A 19500-nucleotide genomic window follows, 5' to 3' on the forward strand; every position below is an offset into this window, starting at 1 on the left:
GGGATAGTCTTGCCTGGCGTGAATGGCGTTTAAGATGACGCAATCCCGTCCGGTCCTGCTCCAGTCCTGAAGGCCCATTCATGCCGCTCGCGCTGGCTGAGAGCTGCGCCGTAACGGGAGGTTGAATGCCTTGTACAAGGACGAGCGGCCGGGCGTAAGCCTGGCGGAAAAACCGGAGTATAACAGAGCAATCACGACGCGCCGATTTCATGCTGCCCAACGGCTTTAAACCCATGTGGGAGCGGGCTTGCTCGCGATGCATACGACGCGCATCCCTTGACGGACCGCAGCGATGCCATCGCGGGCAAGCCCGCTCCCACAAAGGCAGATCAGCGCGGCAGCTTGAGGTTGTTCCAGATCGCCAGGCTCGGATCAGCCTGGTTCAGGGTGTAGAAGTGCAACCCCGGGGCGCCGCCGTCGAGCAGGCGTTCGCACATTTCGCTGATGACCTGCTCACCAAATGCCTGGATGCTCTGCGTGTCGTCGCCGTAGGCTTCAAGTTGCTTGCGGATCCAGCGCGGGATTTCAGCGCCACAGGCGTCAGAGAACCGCGCCAGCTTGCTGTAATTGGTGATCGGCATGATGCCCGGCACCACAGGAATCATCACTCCCGCTGCTTGTACGCGCTCGACAAAACGGAAGTAACTGTCGGCGTTGAAGAAGTACTGGGTGATGGCACTGTCAGCGCCAGCATGGGCCTTGCGCACGAAGTTGTTGATATCGTCTTCGAAGTTGCGCGCTTGCGGGTGCATTTCCGGGTAAGCCGCCACTTCGATATGGAAGTGGTCACCGGTTTCTTCACGAATGAAGCTCACCAGGTCATTGGCATAGCGCAGTTCGCCGCTGGCCATGCCCATGCCCGAAGGCAGGTCGCCACGCAGCGCAACGATGCGCTTGATGCCCGCGGCCTTGTACTGGGCCAGCAGGCCGCGCAAATCGGCCTTGCTGTCACCCACGCAGGACAGGTGCGGAGCAGCAGGTACTTTTACTTCGCTCTCCAGTTGCAGCACGGTATTGATCGTGCGGTCACGGGTCGAGCCACCGGCACCGTAGGTGCAGGAGAAGAAATCCGGGTTGTAGGTCGCCAGCTGGCGAGCCGTGTTCATCAGTTTTTCATGTCCAGCATCGGTCTTGGTCGGGAAGAACTCGAAGCTGTAACGACGGTCTTGAGACATGGGAATACCCTGGCGTGCGCGAGGGGGGCATGGACAACCCCTGACGCTGAACTTTCACACAAAAAAAAGGCGGTCAGTGCAAGCCTGACCGCCTTTCTTTAATCAGTAACGGTAGGTTTCTGGCTTGAACGGGCCTTCGACGGTGACGCCGATGTAGTCAGCCTGTTGCTTGGTCAGTTGCGTTACAACGCCACCGAAACCACGAACCATTTCCAGGGCCACTTCTTCGTCCAGCTTCTTCGGCAGCACTTCTACGGTCAGACGCTCGGCTTGAAGCTCGGCTGGCAGGTCAGCGTACTTCTGGGCGAACAGGAAGATCTGCGCCAGCACCTGGTTGGCGAACGAACCGTCCATGATGCGGCTTGGGTGACCTGTGGCGTTGCCCAGGTTAACCAGACGGCCTTCAGCCAGCAGGATCAGGTAGTCATCGTTCTGTGGGTCGAATTCGCCCAGGCCAGTACGGTGAACCTTGTGAACCTGTGGCTTCACTTCTTCCCATGCCCAGTTTTTGCGCATGAAAGCGGTGTCGATTTCGTTGTCGAAGTGACCGATGTTGCACACCACAGCGCGTTTTTTCAGCGCGGCCAGCATGTTCTTGTCGCACACGTTGACGTTACCGGTGGTGGTCACGATCAGGTCGATCTTGCCCAGCAGCGCAGCGTCGATGCTGGCAGCGGTGCCATCGTTCTGGCCGTTGATGAACGGCGAAACCACTTCAAAACCGTCCATGCAGGCTTGCATGGCGCAGATCGGGTCAACTTCGGACACTTTAACGATCATGCCTTCCTGACGCAGGGACTGGGACGAACCCTTGCCCACGTCACCGTAGCCGATAACCAGTGCCTGCTTGCCGGACAGCAGGTGGTCAGTACCACGCTTGATGGCATCGTTCAGGCTGTGACGGCAGCCGTACTTGTTGTCGTTTTTGCTTTTGGTGACCGAGTCGTTCACGTTGATCGCAGGGATCATCAGCTCGCCTTTGGCCAGCATGTCCAGCAGACGATGAACACCGGTGGTGGTTTCTTCAGTCACGCCGTGGATCTTTTTCAGCATGGCCGGGTATTTCTTGTGCAGCAGCTCGGTCAGGTCGCCGCCGTCGTCGAGGATCATGTTGGCATCCCATGGCTCGCCATCTTTAAGGATGGTTTGCTCCAGGCACCACTCGTACTCTTCTTCGGTTTCGCCTTTCCAGGCGAAAACCGGGATACCTGCAGCTGCGATAGCGGCAGCAGCCTGATCCTGAGTCGAGAAGATGTTGCACGACGACCAACGCACTTCGGCACCCAGGGCAACCAGGGTTTCGATCAGTACGGCAGTCTGGATAGTCATGTGGATGCAACCCAGAATCTTCGCGCCCTTGAGCGGTTGTTCTGCTGCATAACGGCGACGCAGGCCCATCAGGGCAGGCATTTCGGACTCGGCGATAAAGGTTTCGCGGCGGCCCCATTGGGCTAGGGACATATCGGCGACTTTAAAGTCGTTAAAACCTGCAGGCGTGTTTACAGCGCTCATCAAGAGCCTCCATTCGTTTAATCGCGAATGGGCGCCGTTGTGCGTTTAGTGCCTGCCCAGGGAGCCCTGAACAAACAACGCCCCATCCGAGCCTGACAGGTTGAACCTGCTGCAGCGCCCCTCGGACAGGTGGCGGGAACGGTACCGGGTAAAAATGACCGTTTTGAAGCGAGGGGCATTATAGCCATCCGCGCCGATGTTCCCAAGGATTTATCCACGGCATTTTGATTTGCCTAATCGAGACCATAGTCGAAGCTTAATAGAGCTGAGTGCCGTGGTCTGACATCATGGTCGGCATCTAAGGCAAGACGGTCAGGAGCGAATATGAATTTTCACACCCGCAAATGGGTTAAACCCGAAGACCTCAACCCCAACGGCACCCTGTTCGGTGGCAGCCTGCTGCGCTGGATCGACGAAGAAGCCGCGATTTACGCCATCGTCCAGCTGGGCAACCAGCGTGTGGTGACCAAGTACATCTCCGAAATCAACTTCGTCAGTGCCTCGCGCCAGGGCGACATCATCGAACTGGGCATCACCGCCACCGAGTTCGGCCGCACCTCGATCACCCTGACCTGCGAAGTGCGCAACAAGATCACCCGCAAAAGCATCCTGACTGTGGACAAGATGGTTTTCGTCAACCTGGGTGAAGACGGCCTGCCGGCGCCGCACGGGCGTACCGAGATCAAATACGTCAAGGACCAGTTCCAGGATGACAGCCAGGCTTGATGCCTGGCTCCCGTAGCAGCTGCCGAAGGTCTGAAGGGAATTTTAACTGTGGGAGCGAGCCTGCTCGCGAACGACTTTCGCGAGCAGGCTCGCTCCCACAGGGAGGGTTGACCGGCAACAGAGTATCTACAGGTCAAGAGTGAACAGCTACAGTCCATGCGTGTCGTACCTTCACACGCCCACGGTTCTGGAGCCTTATGGACACTCAAAATTCAGGCAAAACCCCCAACCTGACGGCTGAAGAAAAGCACGAGGTCAGCAAAAACCAGCCACCGCGCGCCGCGGTGCTGCACGAAATCATCCGCCAGCAGGGCGATCTGGAACTGGAGCGCAGCATCGCCGCCCTGTTCTGGTCGGCACTGGCCGCCGGGCTGACCATGGGCCTGTCCCTTATGGCCATGGGCCTGCTCAACTCACGCCTGCCCGACGGCGACGGGTTCAAGGTCATCGCCAGCTTCGGTTATTGCGCAGGCTTTCTGGCGGTCATTCTCTCTCGCCAGCAACTGTTCACCGAAAACACCCTGACTGCCGTTCTGCCGATCATGAGCAAACCCACACTCAACAATTTCGGGCGGCTGCTGCGGCTGTGGGCGGTGGTGCTGGTGGGCAACCTGATGGGCACCCTGCTGGTGGCCTATGTGATGCTGCATTTGCCGATTTTCGACACGCAGACCGACAAGGCCTTTCTGGAAATCGGCCGCAAGGTCATGGAAAACGACGCCAGCCAGATGTTCGCCAAAGGCATTATCTCGGGCTGGATGATTGCCACCATGGTGTGGATGATCCCGTCCATGGAAAGCGCCAAGATGTGGATCATCATCCTCATCACCTACCTGATGGCCCTGGGTGACTTCACCCATATCGTGGTCGGTACGGCCGAGGTGTCGTATCTGGTGTTTGCTGGCGAGTTGCCCTGGAAGGACTTCTGGCTGATCTTTGCCGGCCCCACCCTGGCCGGCAATATCATTGGTGGCAGTTTTATCTTCGCCCTGATCAGCCACGCGCAGATCCGCAGCGACACCCAGAAGCCCAAGCAGGAGGTTCAGTAGCCCCGAGTCAGATCACATAATGGGCGATGGCCACAAAGTGCAGCAGGCTGCCGGCGATCACAAACAGGTGCCAGATGCCGTGGGCATGGCGCAGACGGTGGTCGAGGGCAAAAAAGATGATCCCCACGGTGTACATCACCCCGCCGGTGGCCAGCCATACAAAGCCTGCGGTACCCAGCGCTGCCAGCAAGGGCTTGACGGCCACCAGTACAATCCAGCCCATGACCGCGTAGATAACGATGGACAGGATGCGGGCTTCGGAGCGCGGTTTGATCTCTTGCAGCATGCCGATCACCGCCATTCCCCACACGATGCCAAACAACGACCAGCCCCAGGGGCCGTGCAGCGTGACCAGGCAAAACGGCGTGTAACTGCCGGCGATCAGCAGGTAAATGGAGAGATGATCGAACTTCTGCATGATCACCTTGGAGCGCCCGCGCACGCTGTGGTACACGGTGGATACGCTGTACAACAGCACCAGCGTGACACCATAAATGGCCACACTGACAATCTTCTGCGGGCTACCGTCCAGGCAGGCCATTACCAACAACCAGATACTGCCTATTGCTGCCGCCACGGCACCCACCAGATGGGTCCAGGCGTTGAGTTTTTCCCCGTGATACATGTGCAAGATCCTCAAGAGCCGATAGTGCGACTGTGTCACCTGGTTATGAGATAAGGGTCAAGGTTGCGAGGTTAAAGGGCAATGCGGCGTTCGTCGAGCAGGGCAACCTGCACCCCCGGGTTTTGCAGTGTTCACCGAATTCGGGGCCTGCCACTGAACTCTGTGGGAGCGGGCTTGCTCGCGATAGCAGCACCGCGGTTTATCTGACTGACCGCATCGCCTGCATCGCAGGCAAGCCAGCTCCCACAGGTTTTGCAGTGTTCCCAGAATTCGGGGCCTGCCACTGAGCTCTGTGGGAGCGGGCTTGCTCGCGATAGCAGCACCGCGGTTTAACTGACTGAGCGCATCGCCTGCATCGCAGGCAAGCCAGCTCCCACAGGTTTTGCAGTGTTCACCGAATTCGGGGCCTGCCGCTGAGCTCTTTGGGAGCGGGCTTGCTCGCGATAGCAGCACCGCGGTTTAACTGACTGACCGCATCGCCTGCATCGCAGGCAAGCCAGCTCCCACAGGTTTTGCAGTGTTCACCGAATTCGGGGCCTGCCACGAAACTCTGTGGGAGCGGGCTTGCTCGCGATAGCAGCACCGCGGTTTATCTGACTGAGCGCATCGCCTGCTCGCGAGCAAGCCAGCTCCCACAAGTGCTGCTTAATCCGCGCTGCCCCGCACCAACCGTTCCAGCGCCAGCAAGTCCGGGATTTTCGCCACATGATCGCCCACCTGTACCGCCGCGCGCTCCAGCGGGCACAGCGGCACGTCGACAAAGCTCAACTGGCTGTCGACCTTGTAGGAGCGCGGGATGCCCTGAATCACCATGGCCATGAATTTGAAATCCGGGTCACCACCCAGCGTGTTGAGGATGACGATCCGCGCCCGCTCTCCGATCACCAGTGGCCCGCCGCATGCCGCTTCAAAGCTGATCAACGGCAGTTGGTGGTCGCGCCAGGTAATCTGGCGCAGGTGCCAGGGCGGGGAGTCGCTGCTGGGCTCGCCGCGCTGCCAGCCGATAAGCTCGGCAATGGCCACATTGGGCAGCAACAGATAGCGATCGGCTAGCGGCAGCAGCAAGCCGGTCAGGCTGCCCACGCGATGGTCAAGCATGGAAGTTGCTCCAGTAGGCAATGCGCTCCAGCAGCACGGACTCTTGATAAGGTTTGCCCAGGTAGTCGTTGACGCCAATGGCCATCGCCCGGTTCTGGTGTTTTTGCCCGGTGCGCGAGGTGATCATGATGATCGGCAGGTCCTTGAGGCGCGGGTCGTTACGCACGCGGGTAGCCACTTCGAAGCCGTCCATGCGCGGCATTTCAATGTCCAGCAGCATCAGGTCAGGGGTGTGCTCTTCCAGTACGCTCATGGCGTCGACCCCGTCCTTGGCCGTGATGACGTTCATGCCGTTGCGCTCCAGCAGGCGGCTGGTGACTTTGCGCACGGTGACCGAGTCGTCCACCACCAGTACCAGCGGCGGGCGCACGGCCGGGGTGAATTCCAGGGCGCCCACCGCCTCGTGCTGCGCCCGCTGCAACGGCTGACGCGCCTGATGGGCACGGATATAGGCCGGTAGGTCTAGGATCAGCACCACCCGCCCGTCCCCCAGAATGGTCGCGCCCGACAGGCCCTGTACCCCGGTAAATTGCGGGCCGAGGCTCTTGACCACAATCTCCCGCGAACCCAACAGCGCATCCACCTGCAACGCCACGCGCTGGTCCTGGCAATGCACCAGCAGCACCGGCAGCGAATGGCTTTCGCCCACCAGCTTGGGTTTGCCCACGGTTTGCAGCAACTCGCCCAGGTAACGCAGCTCGTAGGTTTGCCCACCGTAGTGATAAAGCGGCGGGTTGAGCTGGTAATAGCCTTCCAGCTCGTTGGGCATGACGCGCACCACACCTTCAACGGTGTCGAGGGCAATGGCGTATTGTTCGTCTGCGCACTGCACCATCAGGGCCCGGTTGAGCGACACGCTGAAGGGCAGGCGAATCTGAAAATGCACGCCCTGGCCCGCCACCGAATCGATGGTCATGCTGCCGCCCAACTGGCGCACCTCTTCATGTACCACGTCCATGCCGACGCCACGCCCGGAAATCTGGGTGATTTTTTCGGCCGTGGAAAACCCGGGCTGCAGGATGAACTGCAGCACCTCACGGTCGCTGATGCTTGCTTCAGGGTTCAGCAAGCCACGCAGGATGGCTTTGCGGCGCACGGCTTCCAGCGGCACTCCCGCGCCATCGTCGTGCATGTCGAATACTACGTCGCCGCCTTCATAGGACAGTTCCAGGCTGATCAGCCCCTGCTCCGGCTTGCCGCTGGCATGGCGCACGTCGGCCGGTTCCAGGCCATGGTCGACGGCATTGCGCAGCATATGCTCCAGGGGCGCAACCATGCGTTCCAGAACGTTGCGATCGATCTCGGCTTCGGCATTGATCACGCTGAATTCAACCTGCTTGCCCAGCTCGCTGGCAACCTGGCGCACCACCCGCTTGAGGCGCGGCAATACGCGCTCGAACGGCACCATGCGCGTGCCCATCAGGCCTTCTTGCAATTGCGTGTTCACCCGCGCCTGTTTTTGCAGCAGCCCGTGGGCGTCCTGGTAGCGGGCCGTCAGGGTCGCCTTGAGGTCGAGCAGATCGGAAGCTGATTCGAACAGGGCTCGGGACAGCTGCTGCAGCAGGGAATGGCGGTCCATTTCCAGCGGGTCGAATTCGTCGTAGGCCACGCCATCGGCTTCGGTGTGCGCGCGGTTGTGCAGGCGACCCTGGGTTTCGATGTCGAGGCGCCGCAGTTGATCCTGCATCCGCTCAAGGGTGGTCTGCATCTCGTTGAGGGCGACCTGACCGTCGTTGACCTGCTGTTCCACACGCCCTCGAATGATCGAGGCTTCACCCGCCAGGTTGACCAGGTCTTCGAGCAGCTCGGCCGGAACCTTGAGGGTGTCCAGCCCGGTGCGCTCACCTTCGGGCACCGGTGCAGGCGCAGGCTCGGGCTTGACCGGGGTGGCAGGTGTCGGCCGGGCGTTACGCTCAATCTGGCGGATTTTCTCGATCAGCACCTGGGGCGAAGGCAGCGCCTGACCACTGCGCAGCGCGTCAAGCATTTGCGCAAGCTGGTCGTGGCAACGCTGCAGCAACACAAAGAGCCCATCACTGGGCGTGATGGCACCTACCGAAATATCCTCGAAAAGGGTTTCAAGCTCATGGGAAAAATCGCCAATCGCGGCGACCTCCACCATCCGCGCCCCGCCCTTGAGGGTATGCAGGTCGCGCAGCAGGTTTTCCACTTCAAGGTGGCTTTGCGGCTCGGCTTGCCAACGCGCCAGGGCCGCACCCGAGCTTTCGAGAATATCGAAGGCTTCTTCGAGGAAGATTTCCTGTAACTGCGGATCTTCATTGCTCGGTGGCGCTTGCGGGGCAACGCTGCCAGCATCAGGCAGGGCTGCACTGTAAAGACGAAAGCCGCGAATCGCCTCGATCAGTTCATAAGGCTCGCTCAACGTTTGCTTGTGCAGCAATTTTTCAAGCATCAGCGCCAGTTGCTCGTGGCTGCGCTCCAGCAGGCGAGCCAGTGCCGGACTGTCACTCAGGCGCCGGTCCAGCAAGCCTTCATACAAGTGTTCAAGCTCATGGGCCAGTTCAGCGATCGGTTCAATACCGGCCATGCGCGCCCCACCCTTGAGGGTGTGCAAATCGCGCTGCAAGGACGACAGCGACGCCAGGCTGTCGGGTGCACTGAGCCAGCGCTGCAAGGCCTGCGCGGCACTCTCGAGGATATCCACCGCCTCTTCGAGAAAAATCTCGACGATTTCATCATCGATGTCCTCGTCCTGGCCTCCACCCAATTGCCTGGTGGCGGCCCCCAGCTCGGTAACCCGCCCGCCATCACCGCGAATCAGCCCTGTGGCGTCAGGCGCGAGCCCCTCGTGCAGCAGCGCGTGCAGGGTCTGGACCAACTGCGGCTGCGGGGTGATTTCCTGCCCTGCCGCCAACTGGTCGAGCATGTTGATCAGGGCTTCCTGGGCATCATCGGCCGCTTCGAAAAAACGCTCGCTGGGTGCCAGGCTGCTTTCTTCGACCGCGCCATAGAGGTCAAGCAGGGCTTCGCACAGCGCATCCATGGGCTGCAAGTCCAGCAGGTGGGCAGACTCACCCAGGGTGGTCAGCTGATCCAGCAGGCTGTCCAGGCCATCGCGTTCATGGGGGTTCTGGTGCCAGGTTTTAAGCAGCTCCTGGGCATCGAACAGAATATCCATGCTCTCGGCCAGAAACTCGGCAATGCGCTGCGGGTCACGCCTGGCCACCCAACTGCTTGCAGGGCTATTGAGCAGGGTATCCAGGCGGCTGGCGATCAGTTGCTCGGTGCGCTCGATCAGTGAGCGCGCACCCTGGATCTCGGCCAGCGGGTCGCTATCCAGTTGCTTGAGCCCCGCATGCAGCAGGGTGTCAGCTTCCAGCAGCAGGTCGATTTCATCCTCCCCCAGGGCAAGCGTGTGCGCCTTGTATTCACGCACCAGATGGTCCAACGGCGCGGCCAGTTCAGCCATGGGCATCACGCCTGCCATATGTGCGCTGCCTTTGAGGGTGTGCACGGCCAGTTGCAAATCGTCACTGGCCTGCAGCGGCATGTGTGCACGGGCCTGGTCCAGAAAACGGTCAAGGCGCTCAAGGTGGGCTTGTGCTTCCTGACGGAAGATATCCAGCAACTGTGGATCGAAACTGCCGGCGTCCTGGGCAATCAACAGTGGTTGCGGCTCGCCTTGGGCCAGGTGCTGCGCGCGTGCGGCCAGTTGGTCGACGTCTTCGCGTTGACGCTGGCTTTGTTCGGCAAAGGCCTGAATCAGTTCGGGCAGCATGGCCATAACGTCTTCAAGCAGTTGGAAGATCTGCGCAGACGGCGCCACGCTGCGCTCAATCACCCGGTTGAGCAGGTTTTCGACCGCCCACGCCAGCTCTGCCAGCACCAGCGCACGCACCATGCGCCCGCTGCCCTTGAGGGTATGGAAGCCGCGCCGCAACTCGGCCAGCGCAACACTGTCTGCCGGGTTGGCGACCCATTGCGGCAGGCTGTCGTGCAGGCTGATCAGGACTTCGTCCGTTTCTTCGAGAAAGACTTCCAGCAGTTCTTCGTCCAGCGGCGCTTCATCCACGGGTGGCGGTAGCAAACTGGCAGGCATGTGTTGCGCCGGAGGATTGAGCGCCGACAGCGGGCTGGCCAGTACATCGGCCAGGCCAGGCGCCTGCAGGTCCGGCATCAGCGATTGCTCTTGGCCGCCAGGCCTATCATCGGACAACGGCACGGGGTGCGTCGCCGGCGCGTAACCCAGTGCAGCCAGGCTGTTTTCGGCCCGATCCAGCACCTGCTCGCTCGAAGCACCAGGGTCCTGGGCCAGGCGTTCCAGGTAATACTCAATGCTGATCAACGCATCGGCCAAGTGATCAAGTTGCTCGTGCGCGGGGTGATCAGACCCTTGCAGCACGCGCTCACGCAAATATTCATTGCAGGCTTGCAGCAAACTGGCCGCGCGATTCAGGGGAATCATCGCCAGCGCCCCGCGGATTTGCGTCAACAGCGCAGGCACGGACTGCAAGTGCTGGCGGTCGTACTCGGCCGCCAGATAATCGCCGATCAGGTCTTTGACTTCTTCAAGGCCGATGCGGGCTTCCTTGATTACCAACTGGTGAATCTGCATCAGGTCAGTGGTGGGCAACCGGCTTTCTTCACGCAGCGAGGGCTCGACGCTGCCGACCATACCGGCCAGGGTGGCCTCGACATAAAGCAGGGCCGAGGCCACATCCATCAACACCGCATCGGTGGGTTCGCGCTGGCCCTGGGCCAGGCTTTGCAACACCGCCAGTTGATCAATGATGACTTTACGCGGTTGCCCGAACCCCAGTACGGCCAGGGTGTCAGCGATCTGACGCAGTGGCGCCATCAGGCTGCTCAGTTCCGAGACATGCAGGCGATCACTGCGCACAAACAGGTCGAGGCGTTCCTTGACCCGCACCAGTTCTTCGCACAACGCCGCCACCACCGAGCGCATGGCATCCCGGTCAGGGCCGGCCAACCGCGCCCGCTCCTCGTCGACCATCGCCGCATCGGGCATGGCCTGATCCAGTTCGTAGTGGTTTTTCAGCGCGAGCATTTTCGTGGTCGGATGCTCGGCCTTGGCAATATAAAACAGCAGGCTGGTCAGCAGGTCTTCGGGGGCAGGATGGTTGATGGCCTCGATGCCCTGTGCCAGCAGGCGCTTGAGTTCCTTGTCGGATTTTTTCAGCAGGCTGCGCAGGGCCGGGCTGTTGGGCACCCGACCTTTAAGCATGCCGTCGACCAGTGCAGCGGCAATTTTCCACAAGGCGTTGAGCGGTGCTCCCTGGCAAATGCCTTGCAGTTGCGCGAACACCGCGGCCATTTTTTCCAGGTTGGCCTGCACCGCTTCACCGCGGCGCAAAGCCAGGAACGCGGCCTGCAGGGTGTGGCGCATCACGCGCAGCTGGCTCGGCAAGTCAGCAGGTGCCAGCCGGGCCAGGGCGGCCTCATCCAGGGCGGGCAACACCTGCAAGGGCGGGCTGAACAGGCTGGTTTCCGAGAGCAGGGCCTGGCCACGGGCGCTGCGCAAATCGTTGAGCAACGGCAACACCACCAGGGGCCAGTCGCGCCGGGCACTGTGGACGCGGTCCAGATACAACGGCAATTGGCTGAACGCTTGCTGCAGCAGGCGCAGGGCTTCGTCGAGCTGGCTGACGCGGCCCTCCTGCAGGGCAATCACCAGTTGCTCCATCTCTTCGGCCAGCAAAGCCGCGCCATAGAATTCAACCATCAGCAAACTGCCATGCACCTGATGAATGCAATCCAGGCACTGTTCCAGCACGTCGGCGGCTGGCCGCTGGGCATAGGCGTCCAGCGCCACTCGGGCCTGTTTCAGGGTATGGGCAATTTCGCCTTTGACCCATTCAAGGGCCACATAGTCGTGCCGGTCAACCATAACGACTCCAGTCAGAATTGCAGCGCATTACTGTGGCTCATGGTCTTTGGACGGAGCTGGCAACGTAAAACCGGACACTGAGCGCCGCAGCTGGCTGGCCATTTTGGCCAGATTGCCGATGCTTTCGGCGGTCGCTGTGGAGCCGGACGAGGTCTGATTGGTGATTTGCTGAATGACACTCATGGTCAGGGAAATCTGCGCCGCCGAAGTGGTCTGCTTTTGTGCGGCGTTGGAGATACTTTGAATCAGGTCTGCCAGGTTTTGCGACACCCCTTCGATCTCTTCCAGCGCCACGCCAGCGTCATGGGCCAGACGGGCACCGCGCACCACTTCGGTAGTGGTTTGCTCCATCGAAATCACGGCCTCGTTGGTATCGGCCTGAATGGCCCGCACCAGGGTTTCGATTTGCCGCGTCGCCGCCGATGAGCGCTCGGCCAGGCGCTGCACTTCGTCGGCCACCACGGCAAAGCCGCGCCCGGCATCACCGGCCATCGAGGCCTGAATGGCGGCGTTGAGCGCCAAAATATTGGTCTGATCGGCAATATCATCAATCAGGCTGACAATATCGCCGATTTCCTGTGAAGACTCGCCCAGACGCTTGATTCGCTTGGCGGTGTCCTGGATCTGATCGCGAATATTGTCCATGCCGCGGATGGTGTTATGAACCACTTCATTGCCCTTGTTGGCAATCGCTACGGAACGCTCGGCAACCGCCGAAGATTCGGAAGCGTTGGCCGATACCTCGTCGATCGAATGGGCCATTTCCTGGATCGCCCCGGAGGCCTCGGCAATCTGCTGGGCCTGATGCTCGGAAGCTTCGGCCAACTGCATGGCGGTGGCCTGGGTTTCCTGTACCGCTGCCGCGACCTGGCCTGCGGTGAGGTTGATGGTGGCCACCAGTTCACGCAGCTGGTCGATGGAGTAATTGATCGAGTCGGCGATGGCACCGGTGAAATCTTCGGTCACCGAGGCGGTCACCGTCAGGTCGCCGTCCGCCAGATCGGCAATCTCGTCAAGCAAGCGCATGATCGCGTTCTGGTTTCGCTCGTTCTTTTCCGCCGTCTCGCGCAATTGGCGATTGGTTTCGCGCACCATCACCAGGCCGATCAAGATAATCGATGCCAGAGCCAGCAAGCCCAGAACATAACCGCCGATGATATCCAGCGAGCGCCCGCTGGCGAGGTTTTCAAAACCATTGGCCAGGGTCGAGGCTTCATCGAGGAGGGTTTGCGACAGGCTGAAAATGTTGTTTGCCGCTTCGCGCACATGGAACAGTTGCGGCGAGGTTTCAAGGATTTCATCCACCGTACCGGACACAAACTGGAACAGCTCGGAAATCTCCTGCAAGCGGGCGCGGGCATCCTTGTCTTCAACCTGGGTAATTCTCATCCCTTCATTGCCTTCGAGCATGCCGTTGAGCACCAGCCCGAAGCGGTTGGCATCACGGCCAAAGGCACCGGCGGCCTGGGCAGCGTTTTCGTCACCGGCCAGCACGGTATTGACCGCACCCAGAATACGCTCGGCCAACAAGGACTGGCGCTGGGCCAGGGCTACCTGGCTGGCAGGGGCGCCTCGCTGCAAAAGGATTTCGACGACTTTTTCGTATTCGACCTGCAACTGCGGCACGGTCTCGGCCAGGGTTGCAGCCACCTGATGCAGCGACAGCACGGTTTGTTCGCTGGCCAGAATGGCGTTGACGTTGTTGAGCAGCAGCTCCCAGTCACGTTGCACCGCCTGCATTTCTTTATGTACGGCTGCAGGAGCAGGAGGCAGGCCGGTGGCCGGGTCGCCTTTTCTCAGATAACCCCAGCGCTGGCTGAAATCATTGCGCGCATCAATCAGCAACTTGAATGCGGCGGCTTTGCCGGCAGCGGCCTCGGTGGCGTTTTTGGCGATACGCTGGGACAGCACCCGCAACTCACCTGCGTGGCTGATGTACTGCTTGTCGTAGTTGGACTGGGTATTGAGGTAAGCAAAGTTGGCGAATAACAGCATGATGAACACGATCAGGGCGATAAAAAGCACGATGATCTGCGAACGACTGCGCGACCCTTCCAGTGGTTTAGCGGTATTGGCTGTGGTCATCGATCAGGTCCCGAAATCCCGTTTTAAAGCTGAAAGCCTGCTCATACGGCCACCGCCCAGAACTGTGGCGCCCGGGCCAGGGCAAACGGGCTGAACACCCACCACAGGTGCTCAGCGGCAAAGTGCCCTTGCACATAAGGTGCAAATACCGGGTGGGGCAAGGTTTGCGTATCCGTATTGAGGTCGGCATGGGCGAAGTGCTGCATGCCCTGCACTTCATCGACCTGCAAGCCGACAAACACGTCTTTGTATTCCAGCACCAATACACGGCGCTGTTTACGCAAGGGTGACAGCTCGACCCCGAAAAAACCGCACAGATCCATGATCGGCAGCAGTTGCCCACGCAAATTGGCCACGCCCTTGACCCAGGGTTTTACCCCGGGCAGCAGGGTGAACCGTGGTTCATGCAGGATCTCGGCAATTTCGCCCATCGGCGCCACAAAACAATGCTCGCCGATGCGAAAACCAATACCGCTCCAGGTGTCGAGCTGCGCCTGTGCAGGCGCCAGACCCGCCGCCAGCGAGCGACAACGCTGGTCGATCTCAAGCAGCAGTTCGAAGGCTGTCAGTGCGCCGGGCATAGGATGACCGTCATTTAGGAGGGTTTTCTTCCAGGATTTGTTTCACCTTGAGGATCAGTTGCTCTTCATCCACCGGTTTGGTCAGGTAGCCCTTGGCACCCTGGCGCTGGGCCCAGACCATGTCGGTTTCCTGATCCTTGGTCGTCACGACGATCACCGGGATGTTGCCGGTTTCCGGATCTTTTGTGAGCTGACGCGTCGCCTGAAAGCCGTTGAGGCCCGGCATCACAATGTCCATCAAGACCACATCGGGCTTTTCCTGACGCGCCAGGGCAACACCGTCTGCGCCGTTTTCGGCCTTGAGCACTACATGGCCGTGCTTTTCGAGCATGCCGGTCAATTTGTACATTTCAGTCGGCGAATCATCGACGATCAGAATGCGAGCCATGGTGTTCCCCATTTATCAGGTGGTTGGCCGGCTGGCCGGTGTTATTGGGCACTTTGGGTGATAGTGAAGGCTGGCACATGTGCCTTGATTGCGCTCAGCAGTTCGTCGCGACTGAAGGGCTTGGTCAAAAATTGATCAGAGCCAACAATCCGCCCCTTGGCCTTGTCGAACAGACCGTCCTTGGACGACAACATGATCACCGGGATCGACTTGAAAGCCCGGTTGCTCTTGATCAGGGCGCAGGTCTGATAGCCATCCAGGCGCGGCATCATGATGTCGACAAAGATAATGTGCGGGTGGTGGTCGACAATCTTGGCCAGCGCATCAAAGCCATCGATGGCGGTAATCACCTCGCAGCCCACGTTTTTCAACAGTGTTTCGGCGGTGCGGCGAATGGTTTTCGAATCGTCGATCACCATCACCTTCAAGGCGCTGGAATGCTTTTCCATATCTGCTCTACCATCGCCAAGGCGACCCGTTTTGTTACAACTGTACGGCCTGAAACCCCAACTCCTTGATGGACAAGGGCTGCAAGCACTGTGCGAGCCTTTTTAGCACAGTCACGACCTTCAATCTATCGAAGGGCTGCGGGCTGACTGGAGCAGGCGGTTTTTCCTTGACCGGGGCCACACTCAGCGCCACTCTGGCGCCACTTTTCAAAGCCTTTGCGCCCACTATTTATTTGAGGAATTTGCCATGAGCGTTCGAGTCGGGATTGTCATGGACCCCATTGCGGGCATCTCCTATAAAAAGGACAGCTCGCTGGCCATGTTGCTGGCAGCCCAGGACCGTGGCTGGACCCTGTTCTACATGGAGCAGCAAGACCTTTACCTGAATGAAGGCAAGGCCCGGGCCCGCATGAAGCCGCTGAAGGTGTTCGCCAACCCGCAAAAGTGGTTTGAGCTGGACGCCGAGACCGACACGGCCCTGAGCGATCTGGACGTGATCCTGATGCGCAAGGACCCGCCCTTCGACATGGAGTTTGTGTACTCCACCTACCTGCTGGAACAGGCCGAGCGCGATGGCGTACTGATCGTCAACAAACCGCAGAGCCTGCGCGACTGTAACGAAAAACTGTTCGCCACCCAGTTCACCCAATGCACGCCGCCAACCGTGGTCAGCCGCCGCGCCGACGTGCTGCGTGAATTTGCTGCCTTGCACGGTGACGTGATCCTCAAACCGCTGGACGGCATGGGCGGCACCTCGATTTTCCGCCACCGAGTGGGCGACCCGAACCTGTCGGTGATTCTCGAAACTCTGACCAACAACGGCACTCAGCAGATCATGGCACAGGGCTATTTGCCGGCGATCAAGGATGGCGACAAACGCATCCTGATGATTGACGGCGAGCCGGTAGATTACTGCCTGGCGCGTATTCCGGCGCAAGGTGAGACCCGCGGCAACCTCGCCGCAGGCGGTCGTGGCGAAGCCCGCCCGTTGAGCGAAAAGGACCGCTGGATTGCAGCTCAGGTCGGCCCGACGCTGCGTGAAAAGGGTCTGCTATTTGTAGGTCTGGACGTAATCGGTGAGCACCTGACTGAAATCAACGTTACCAGCCCGACCTGCATCCGCGAGATCGATAATGCGTTCGGCACCAATATCGGCGCCCTGTTGATGGATGCGATAGAGCGCAAGCTCGCTGCACGCTGATCTGCAAGCCCTATAAAAGACCAACATTGCGCTATCATGGGCACCCCGTGAAACCCGCGATGTTGGTCTTTTTGCCATGACACCTCCCAACGACCTGCCCCCCGAACTCGGCCATAAAGGCGTGCGTGCGGCCGATCGCCTCGGATTTACCCTGTTTGTCGCGGCACTGCTGCATATTGCAGTGATCGTCGGCGTGGGGTTCAACATGGAAGCGCCCAAACAGATCAGCAAAACCCTGGAAATCACCCTGTCCACGTTCAAAAGCGAAAAAGCGCCGGAAAAAGCCGACTTTTTAGCCCAGGACAACCAGCAGGGCAGCGGCACGCTGGACAAGAAAGCCGTGCCCAAGACGACGGAAATCGCCCCTTTCCAGGACAACAGCGTCAAGAAGGTCACCCCGCCGCCTGCCGCCAAACCCGAACAGACCCAGGCCGCACCCAAGGCCGCCGTGACTACCGTGGCGCCCACGGCAAAAAAAGCCCCGAGCCAGCCGCAGAAGGTCAAGACCGAAGCGGCACCCAAGGCCAGCATTCCAACGTTCGACAGTTCCCAGCTGTCCAGCGAGATTTCCAGCCTCGAAGCCGAACTGGCCAACGAGCAGCAGCTGTACGCCAAGCGCCCGAAGATCTACCGCATGAGCGCGGCTTCGACCATGCGCGACAAGGGCGCCTGGTATAAAGAAGACTGGCGCAAGAAGATTGAACGCATCGGCAACCTCAACTACCCCGAGCAGGCACGCCGGGAAAAGATCTACGGCAAACTGCGCCTGCTGGTGTCGATCAACCGCGACGGTTCGCTGCATGAAGTGCTGGTGCTTGAATCGTCGGGCCAGCCGCTGCTGGACCAGGCGGCACAACGCATCGTGCGCCTGGCGGCACCTTTTGCCCCCTTTACCGGTGATCTGGCGGACATCGACCGGCTGGAGATCATCCGCACCTGGAAATTCGCCGAAGGCGACCGCCTGTCCAGCAACTGAAGCACTGTGGGAGCGGGCTTGCTCGCGATTGGATCGCTGCGTTTTAACGTTAAACCGCGCCGCCTGTATCGCGAGCAAGCCCGCTCCCACAAAGACCCAGGAATCTTGAGCTGCAAACTTGTCAGTTCACGCTGCCAGCGCCACACTAAGACTCATGAAAAAACACGCGCCGACTTACCTCAAGCATCAATTCCTGATCGCCATGCCCCATATGGCCGACCCGAACTTTGCCCACTCCTTGACCTACATCGTCGAGCACACGGCCAATGGTGCAATGGGGTTGATGATCAACCGTCCGCTGGAACTGAACCTGGCGGATGTTCTTGAGCAGTTGCGCCCGGAAAAACTTTCTTCACCCCTGTGCCAGCACGTGCCGGTCTTCGGTGGCGGGCCTGTCATGATCGACCGTGGCTTTGTCCTGCATCCGGCCAGCATGAACTTTGACGCTACAGTCGAACTCGACGACGGGCTGGCCCTGAGTACCTCTGCCGATGTGTTGTTCAGCATTGCCGACGGCCGCGGCCCGAACCGCAGCCTGATCTGCCTGGGCTATGCCGGCTGGGATGCTGGCCAGCTGGAGGCCGAATTGGCCGACAACGCCTGGCTGACCTGCCCCTATTCTGCTCATATCCTGTTTGATACCCCAAGCGAGCTGCGCCTCGACGCAGCCGCCAAACACCTCGGAGTGAACCTCAATTTGTTAAGCACCCAAGCAGGCCATTGCTGATGGCCAGCCTTCGTTTACTGCTGGGCTTCGACTACGGCACCCGCTCCATCGGCGTGGCTGTGGGCCAGATGATTACTGGCCAGGCACGCGAACTGTGCAACCTGAAAGCCGAGAATGGCATCCCCAAGTGGGAAGAAATCGAAAAGCTGATCAAGGAGTGGCAGCCCGACGCAATGGTGGTCGGCATGCCCCTGAACATGGACGGCACCCCGAGCGACTTCTGCGCCCGGGCGCAGAAATTTGCCAATCGTCTGAATGGCCGCTTCAATTTGCCGGTTTTTACCCATGATGAACGCCTGACCACCTTCGAGGCCAAGGGCGAGCGCCGGGCCCAGGGCGGCCAGCGCGGCAGCTACCGCGACAACCCCGTTGATGCCATCGCCGCCAAACTGGTGCTGCAAGGCTGGCTCGACGAAAACCCGGCGCACTCTCAAGACTGACCCGGCGCTTGTACAATTGACCCGCCTCATTGTTTGCGCCCGCCGCCGCACGTTCTGCTGCGCGGGCCTTTTAAGGAGCCACCATGATCCTGCCTGTTCCCGCTGAACTGATCTCCCAGATGGCCCTTGATCTCAAGGCCCACCTGGCCCGTCGCGGTATCACCGAACCACGTTACATCGGTATCCGCACCGGCGGCATCTGGGTTGCCCAGGCGCTGCTCAAGGCGCTGAACAGCGACGCCCCGCTGGGCACGCTGGACGTGTCGTTCTACCGCGATGATTTCAGCCAGAACGGCCTGCACCCACAAGTGCGGCCTTCCGAATTGCCATTCGAAATTGAAGGCCAGCACCTGGTGCTGATCGACGATGTGCTGATGAGCGGTCGGACCATTCGCGCAGCGCTGAACGAGCTGTTCGACTATGGTCGTCCGGCCAGCGTGACCCTGGTCAGCCTGCTGGACCTGGACGCCGCCGAGCTGCCGATCCGTCCGGATGTGGTGGGCGCGACCTTGTCGCTCAAGCCGAGCGAGCGGGTAAAATTGTCCGGCCCCGCGCCACTGACACTCGAACTTCAAGACCTAGCCCTCTAAGAGACCATT

General features: G+C 60.0%; 16 protein-coding genes and 1 riboswitch. Of the genes, 7 read left to right on the top strand and 9 right to left on the bottom strand.

Features of this window, described 5'->3' with window-relative positions; translation table 11 throughout:
* Positions 1-329 precede the first annotated feature (329 nt).
* Together metF and ahcY are read right to left on the bottom strand one after the other, a co-directional pair.
* Complete coding sequence (gene metF / locus ACP7BE_RS13345; RefSeq protein WP_094999872.1) at positions 330-1175, bottom strand: methylenetetrahydrofolate reductase [NAD(P)H]; 846 nt, start codon at positions 1173-1175, stop codon at positions 330-332.
* 102 nt (positions 1176-1277) lie between these two features.
* Positions 1278-2687, bottom strand: a complete 1410-nt coding sequence (gene ahcY / locus ACP7BE_RS13350; RefSeq protein WP_088378781.1) for an adenosylhomocysteinase — start codon at positions 2685-2687, stop codon at positions 1278-1280.
* 22 nt (positions 2688-2709) lie between these two features.
* Positions 2710-2816: riboswitch (S-adenosyl-L-homocysteine riboswitch) on the bottom strand.
* Between the two features lie 195 nt (positions 2817-3011).
* Here ahcY and ACP7BE_RS13355 point away from each other — a divergent pair.
* Together ACP7BE_RS13355 and ACP7BE_RS13360 are read left to right on the top strand one after the other, a co-directional pair.
* Positions 3012-3413, top strand: coding sequence for an acyl-CoA thioesterase (locus ACP7BE_RS13355; protein WP_016782518.1), 402 nt, complete (start codon positions 3012-3014; stop codon positions 3411-3413).
* Between the two features lie 197 nt (positions 3414-3610).
* Entirely contained in the window at positions 3611-4462 is an 852-nt protein-coding gene (locus tag ACP7BE_RS13360; protein ID WP_094999871.1) for a formate/nitrite transporter family protein, read from the top strand.
* A gap of 7 nt (positions 4463-4469) precedes the next feature.
* Here the strand turns inward: ACP7BE_RS13360 and trhA are convergent, their stop codons facing one another.
* From trhA to pilG, 7 genes are all read right to left on the bottom strand, one after another.
* The gene (gene trhA / locus ACP7BE_RS13365) at positions 4470-5087 is read right to left on the bottom strand and encodes a PAQR family membrane homeostasis protein TrhA (RefSeq protein WP_094999870.1); all 618 of its coding nucleotides are present in this window, start codon (positions 5085-5087) and stop codon (positions 4470-4472) included.
* Positions 5088-5732: 645 nt separating this feature from the next.
* Entirely contained in the window at positions 5733-6185 is a 453-nt protein-coding gene (locus tag ACP7BE_RS13370; RefSeq protein ID WP_094999869.1) for a chemotaxis protein CheW, read from the bottom strand.
* Positions 6178-12054 carry an Hpt domain-containing protein gene (locus tag ACP7BE_RS13375; RefSeq protein WP_426106151.1) on the bottom strand — a complete coding sequence of 1959 codons (5877 nt, stop codon included), beginning with the start codon at positions 12052-12054 and terminating at the stop codon, positions 6178-6180. Before ACP7BE_RS13375 ends, ACP7BE_RS13370 begins: the two co-directional genes overlap by 8 nt.
* 27 nt (positions 12055-12081) lie before the next feature.
* Positions 12082-14139, bottom strand: a complete 2058-nt coding sequence (locus tag ACP7BE_RS13380; RefSeq protein WP_094999867.1) for a methyl-accepting chemotaxis protein — start codon at positions 14137-14139, stop codon at positions 12082-12084.
* A gap of 41 nt (positions 14140-14180) precedes the next feature.
* Positions 14181-14720: a chemotaxis protein CheW gene (locus tag ACP7BE_RS13385; protein WP_094999866.1), complete on the bottom strand. Its 540-nt coding sequence runs from the start codon at positions 14718-14720 to the stop codon at positions 14181-14183.
* Positions 14721-14730: 10 nt separating this feature from the next.
* On the bottom strand, positions 14731-15108 hold the full coding sequence (pilH, locus tag ACP7BE_RS13390) for a twitching motility response regulator PilH (RefSeq protein WP_095019611.1): 378 nt from the start codon (positions 15106-15108) through the stop codon (positions 14731-14733).
* A gap of 41 nt (positions 15109-15149) precedes the next feature.
* Complete coding sequence (pilG, locus tag ACP7BE_RS13395; RefSeq protein ID WP_095019610.1) at positions 15150-15557, bottom strand: twitching motility response regulator PilG; 408 nt, start codon at positions 15555-15557, stop codon at positions 15150-15152.
* 247 nt (positions 15558-15804) lie between these two features.
* Here pilG and gshB point away from each other — a divergent pair, with 247 nt between their 5' ends.
* The 5 genes from gshB to pyrR all read left to right on the top strand — a co-directional run bounded on the left by gshB (position 15805) and on the right by pyrR (position 19491).
* On the top strand, positions 15805-16758 hold the full coding sequence (gene gshB / locus ACP7BE_RS13400) for a glutathione synthase (protein WP_094999863.1): 954 nt from the start codon (positions 15805-15807) through the stop codon (positions 16756-16758).
* A gap of 76 nt (positions 16759-16834) precedes the next feature.
* A complete protein-coding gene (locus ACP7BE_RS13405; protein ID WP_094999862.1) occupies positions 16835-17734 on the top strand; it encodes an energy transducer TonB in 900 nt (299 codons plus the stop codon).
* Positions 17735-17888: 154 nt separating this feature from the next.
* On the top strand, positions 17889-18461 hold the full coding sequence (locus tag ACP7BE_RS13410; protein ID WP_094999861.1) for a YqgE/AlgH family protein: 573 nt from the start codon (positions 17889-17891) through the stop codon (positions 18459-18461).
* The gene (gene ruvX / locus ACP7BE_RS13415; protein ID WP_088378774.1) at positions 18461-18901 is read left to right on the top strand and encodes a Holliday junction resolvase RuvX; all 441 of its coding nucleotides are present in this window, start codon (positions 18461-18463) and stop codon (positions 18899-18901) included. Before ACP7BE_RS13410 ends, ruvX begins: the two co-directional genes overlap by 1 nt.
* 83 nt (positions 18902-18984) lie before the next feature.
* Complete coding sequence (gene pyrR, locus ACP7BE_RS13420; RefSeq protein WP_095023228.1) at positions 18985-19491, top strand: bifunctional pyr operon transcriptional regulator/uracil phosphoribosyltransferase PyrR; 507 nt, start codon at positions 18985-18987, stop codon at positions 19489-19491.
* Positions 19492-19500: the final 9 nt, after the last annotated feature.

The sequence above is a fragment of the Pseudomonas sp. TWR1-1-3 genome (assembly GCF_049896805.1).
Taxonomy (GTDB): Bacteria; Pseudomonadota; Gammaproteobacteria; order Pseudomonadales; family Pseudomonadaceae; genus Aquipseudomonas; species Aquipseudomonas bubulae.